The sequence below is a fragment of the Tissierellales bacterium genome, assembly GCA_035301805.1.
In the GTDB taxonomy this organism is placed as follows: domain Bacteria; phylum Bacillota; class Clostridia; order Tissierellales; family DATGTQ01; genus DATGTQ01.
In genome coordinates this window covers 1-5653 of record DATGTQ010000091.1, presented here as the reverse complement: position 1 = coordinate 5653, position 5653 = coordinate 1, and the positions used below count along the sequence as shown (strand labels likewise).

The 5653-nt window shown below is 27.5% G+C and carries 5 protein-coding genes; all 5 read right to left on the bottom strand.

All coding sequences use genetic code 11. The features are described from left to right. Positions 1–41: 41 nt before the first annotated feature. Positions 42–1037, bottom strand: coding sequence for a Stealth CR1 domain-containing protein (locus VK071_04275; protein ID HLR34529.1), 996 nt, complete (start codon positions 1035–1037; stop codon positions 42–44). A gap of 24 nt (positions 1038–1061) precedes the next feature. Then, positions 1062–2297: a CapA family protein gene (locus VK071_04270; GenBank protein ID HLR34528.1), complete on the bottom strand. Its 1236-nt coding sequence runs from the start codon at positions 2295–2297 to the stop codon at positions 1062–1064. 15 nt (positions 2298–2312) lie between these two features. Beyond that, the gene (locus VK071_04265) at positions 2313–3314 is read right to left on the bottom strand and encodes a sugar-transfer associated ATP-grasp domain-containing protein (GenBank protein HLR34527.1); all 1002 of its coding nucleotides are present in this window, start codon (positions 3312–3314) and stop codon (positions 2313–2315) included. 84 nt (positions 3315–3398) lie between these two features. Beyond that, complete coding sequence (locus VK071_04260; GenBank protein ID HLR34526.1) at positions 3399–4703, bottom strand: hypothetical protein; 1305 nt, start codon at positions 4701–4703, stop codon at positions 3399–3401. A gap of 19 nt (positions 4704–4722) precedes the next feature. Then, positions 4723–5653, bottom strand: a 931-nt coding sequence (locus VK071_04255; protein HLR34525.1) for an ATP-grasp domain-containing protein, incomplete at its 5' end; no start/stop codon positions are given.

Genomic DNA, 5653 nt, shown 5'->3' with positions numbered 1-5653 from the left:
TTTCTCTTTTATCATAAAAATACTCCTATTGAATATTATTTTTATATTTCAAATTTTGATTTATTTGGTAATATACTTTGAAAAGAATCTTTCAACAAAGTTTTCTGTTTTTCAAAATCATCAATATCAATTTTATCATTTGTACAAATCATTTTATATTTGTGATTTCTAATAGCTTTAAACACATCTTCATTATCATTTCCTAACATAAATAACTTTCCATCGTTTATATCTCTAGGACTAAATTTTCCTGATGCTAATTGCCAATATCTCATTAACCACTGATTAACATCATTCTTACTCCTAAACTTACTCTTAGATGTTTCTTTTAAAATCTCTTCCTCTTTTTCCCATACTTCAACAAATGTACTTTTAAGATAGGAATATTGTATATGAGTATTAAGAAAGCTTGTAAAATATTTATATGGTGCCATAGTTAGAACACTTATTAAATATTTCTTATATAAAAATGGATTATACCATTTTTTAAAATTTTCTTTAATAGATTTTTTCTTATTAAATCTAGTATTAATAATTTCCATATTATTAGATATAATAGCTCCTATACCTAATCTTGAAGTACTCGAGCATGGTGATGGTATAGCTACATCACAAGGTAATCCATTCTTAAAAAAGTCTTCTTTTTCCACTTCTTTAGTTAAAAAAACATCATCATTAAAATATACGAATCTTTCAGACAAACCATCAATCCTATGTAAATTCAATTCTATAGGATGAGAGCTAAAAGTAGGTAAATATTCTTTTGGAATATAATCCTCATGCTTTACTATATTTAATTTAGGATAATCTGTATTTAACCAAGGCGGCAAATGCCCACAGGTTACAAAATGTATCTTATTAACCCAAGGAGCATAGTTTTCAACAGCTCTAAACCAATACTGCAAATTATCCCAATCTCTAAATCTTATATTTCTTTTATCTCCATCTATATCCTTACTATATTTAACTTTATCTTCTTGCCATTCAGGATCATCACCATCAACCCATGTTATAATAAAATCTATAGCTTCACTCATATTTTCACCACCTCACAATTAGATTTATAATTCTATTTCATACTCACTTAAAATATCAATATCTCTTATATCACTATTTAAAACTCTATTATAAATATATAAATTGTCCTTTATTAACTCTTTCTTTTCATCTTCTGATTTAGCATCTTTAATAAGTTTTTCTACAGGTGCGACTTCAATATGTCCTTTTTTGTCCTCAACCATCTTTATAATAGTAAAACTAGCTTTAATAAGCTCAGTATTATCTTTTTCTTTATTTAAGTATAGATGTAACATAATTCCATATTCTGGTTTTCCATCAGGTATAATATATACTGAACTAGGCGATATATTGAAATTTCCTAGAGAATATAATCCTGGCATTCCATTTATATTTTCATAATGTTGGACTATATGAGGATGTGATCCTACTACAAAATCTACCCCATTTTCTTTCATAAACTTCATCATATATTTACTAAATTCTCCAGGTTCTTTATTAAACTGTCCTCCACTATGCATACACATAATTACATAATCTGCTTGATCTTTTGCTTTTTTTATATCTTCTTTAATATTCTTTAAATATTTCTCATCAATACTATCCATACTATCATCAGATCTAGGATGATTATAAGGCATATTTAATTTTCGTTTTAAACCAATCCATTGTTCTACAGTTATAAATCTAAAAAGGATCTTACCTATTATATCTTTAATACCCTTACTTTCTTTTTCACTATATATTTTAGTGTTTTGTGGTTGTAATAGATTTACCATATACTTGTTTTCTTCATCTAATATAAATTTATTAATTTGAGTATTAGTTCCATAAGTGTAAGAAAGAAATGCTATTTTTATTCCAGATATATCTTTTACCAATAACTTTTCTTTATCTTCTCTAGAATTAAAAGTCCCAGTATGGTCTATCTTATATTTATCTAATAAGTCGTTAGTCCTTTTAAGCCCTTGTACTCCTCTATCTAAACAGTGGTTATTAGCAGTAGCCACCATATCTATACCAGAATCTTTGATTGCTTCTATAATATTATCTGGAGTATTGAAATTATAAATATGATCTGTATATCCATATTCCCTGCCAGCACATACAGTTTCTAAATTTCCTACCATATAATCAGCTTGAGAAAAACTCTCTTTCATATGTTTAAATACTAAATTAAAATCATAACTACCATCCTTTTTTTTAGATGCATTTAATAATGGCTTTTCACACATTATATCTCCAACAAAACTAAGTTTTATAATATTATTTTCACTCATAAGGTATTTCCTTTCTTACATCTCTTTTAGTTCTTCAATATATGGCTCATATAATGGCCATTTACCAATTTGATCTGGTAATTGTGATACATCTGGATCTGCTGCAGAATTACCTTCTATTATGTATATTCTTCCATCTTTTCCTACGGCTACATCCCAACCTACATACCTTACAGTAGGAATTAATTTAGCTGCTTCTTTAACAGTTGTACATACATCTTTCCAATATGGAACCTTAAAACCTACTATTTGTTTGCCAGTAATAGGATGATATAAATATCTTTTACCCTCACCATCTATACCTGATGTTTTAATAATTCCAGTTTCAACATCTAATAATGTTGCTATTCCATGATGATGAAAATTATCTGCCACTCTATCTCCACGACCCATACGTAAATTCGCAGTCATTATTTTAGGATCATTATTCTTATCCAGTAAAGTAACTACCCTGAGAGTATTTACAGAAGATGGATTAAACTCACCTATTATATCATTTTGAACTACAATCTCTTCTACAAGAGCTTTCTCAGATTTTACTTTACTATATAATTTTTCTATATCTGTCTCTTTATCTATAGTTTGAAAATATATGTTTTTTCCATGACTTCCTTCTGTTGGCTTTACTATAAATTTATTATGCTTTTCAGTAAATTCATAAAATTCCTCATAAGTACATTGATTTAAATCTCGCCAATCTCGACCTATATAATCAGTAAATATTTCATTGAATTGTGATTTGTGATTAAAAATTTCCCTATCTTGAAGATCATTACAAGTATTTACTATTCTCATTCGCTTTCTATGGACTATAAATTTCTTTTTATCTATATGCTTTCTTCTATAGAATTTATATTGAAAATAATCTGTAATGCCAGCACCATAGACTAAAATAGCTAGTCCTAAATCTACTATCACTAATCCTTTCTGAAATATATTTAAGTCATCCTCTATAAAATTTTCCATCATATAGTCTATTTTTTTAAATCTTTCTTTTATGTAATTTAATTTCCCCATCCCAAAGCCTCCCAGAATTAATAGTTTGCAAACTGTTTCTATTTATATATCTCCCAATTTCATTTGATCAATATCCCTTGTACTTTATTCAAAATTCGCAGGGTCATAATTACATATAGTAGTTTGAAATTTCCCTGAAGATAATAAAGGTATTCCTTCAATATGATCTATTTTAATTAGTGCATCTTCTCCTAAAAAAGATTTGTAGACATTTATTATTTCTTTGTCATCATATATACCTTTTGCCCCGTTTAATTTTAGTAGATAATCCTTCTTATTATTTTGTATTAACTGATACTGTTTAATCTCACTAAACTTCCACATATTAACCGTTACAGCGCTAGGAGACACTAATTCTCCATCTGTACTATATATAAAATCTCTTTCCCTTCCTTTTATTTCACTAATTACCTTCCCATATCTATAATGATTCTCTACTACTGCTAAATCTCCTGTATCGTATCTTATTACCGGCATAGCAAAATTAAATAGATCTGTTACTACTATTCTTGCTAATTCTCCTATTTCTGCTTCCTCATCTGAATCCAGTTTTAAAAATTCTATGTAATAACTTGCATTATTAATTATAAAAAATTTTGAGTTTACAAGTTCTTGTGCTAATATACCATTCTCTTGATTTGAATACCTTGATACTATATTTGCACCAAATACCTTTTTTAAATTATCTCTTGTTGTCTCAGTTAAAATCTCTGCACCACTAATAACAGTCTCTACACTAAACATCTCAGGGCTATCCCCATTCTCAATTAAATATTTGGCTAATATATCTAAACTAGTTGCATAACCGATTATACATTTTATCTTATCTTTTCCTTTTAATCTTTTTCTAACATTTTCTAAATTTTCCTTATCTAGATTAGAGATATCTATCATAACTAAATTTTGTTTCCATGCACCAAATTTGCTTTTTTTATTTTGATCAGTCCAGACTCTTAAAAAAGTATTCTTATCACCTAACTCATAACCACAAATTTCCCCAAAGTATATAACTTCTGCTAATACTCTTTTTCTTTTATTTAAATCTTGTTCAATAGAAAAAGGAGTTCCTGTCGAACCACTAGTACTCATAGAATGTAGTTTTTTATCAACATACTCATTGGAAATTATTGATTTTCGATTTTCTTTTATAATATTCTTGTCTACTATTGGAAAGTCTTTTATATCTTCATATTCTTTATATTCTGAATAATATTCTGTTGTATTAGCAGCATGGTTTAATAATCTACTCAGATATTTGTTAGATGATTGTCCTTTAGAATTATTATCTTCCATAACACTCTTTATATCTTTATAATGACTCCTGATCTCCCCACCTTTTAGAAAATCTAACATCCAAAATCCAAATTTCCTTATATTTTCACCTAACAATATATACACCTCTTTACACTTAGTTAAATTCTTTCTTAATAGTTAATTCATTATATTTCATCATATAAATATTTTCTTCGTAATTATCAATTTTAGGATCATTAATATTACCCTTTATATTCTCAATAATCATTTTCGGAATATTAATTCCACATTCATATCCATGTGGATATCCTCCACCAAACCTGGGATTCACTTCTGATATATAATATTCATTATCTACTTCAAAAACATCTATATCTATAACACCTTTAAGTCCTGTTTTCATTATAAAATCCTTTATTAAATCAAATAGTTTTTTATCTTTAATTGACCTAGATTTATCTGTTTCTCCAGCCCTCATTTTTATCTTTTCTTTTGTAAATATAGCTACTGGTTCATTAGACATCATATCTATATAACAATCTGCACCATATTCAACTCCATCCATATATTCTTGAATCATTAAATTATCAAACTGATTAAATAGCAGTTCCACTTCTTCTTTAGAATAAACTTTATTTATATTTATACTTGCACTACCGTTAACCGGCTTTACAAATACAGGATAATCTATTATTCCTGTATTTACATCTCTATAAAATTTTTCTTTATCTATATAGGATCTAACAGTTTTAAAATCATTATCTACTAAGAACTTATACATTTTATATTTATCAAAACATAATTCTATAATATCGTAATCAGAGATAATAGGTGTAGTCCCTATGTCTAGGAAAGCTTGTCTGTTTTTAGATAATAAACTAAGTTCTGGATCAATTAATGATAAAACCATTTTTATCTTATTCTCTTTACAAATAGATAATATTTCATCTAAATACCCTTCCTCATTCATTCGAGGTACTATAAAGTGTTTGTCTGCTTCATATAATGCAGGTGCCAGCTTGCTACAATCTGTTGCCATAACTTGTCCGATTCCACCTAATTCTTTTTTAAAATACTCTACTATT

Coding starts and splice junctions, on each gene's coding strand:
- VK071_04275 (HLR34529.1), bottom strand. CDS start 1,037: ATGAGTGAAGCTATAGATTTTATTATAACATGGGTTGATGGTGATGAT.
- VK071_04270 (HLR34528.1), bottom strand. CDS start 2,297: ATGAGTGAAAATAATATTATAAAACTTAGTTTTGTTGGAGATATAATG.
- VK071_04265 (HLR34527.1), bottom strand. CDS start 3,314: ATGGGGAAATTAAATTACATAAAAGAAAGATTTAAAAAAATAGACTAT.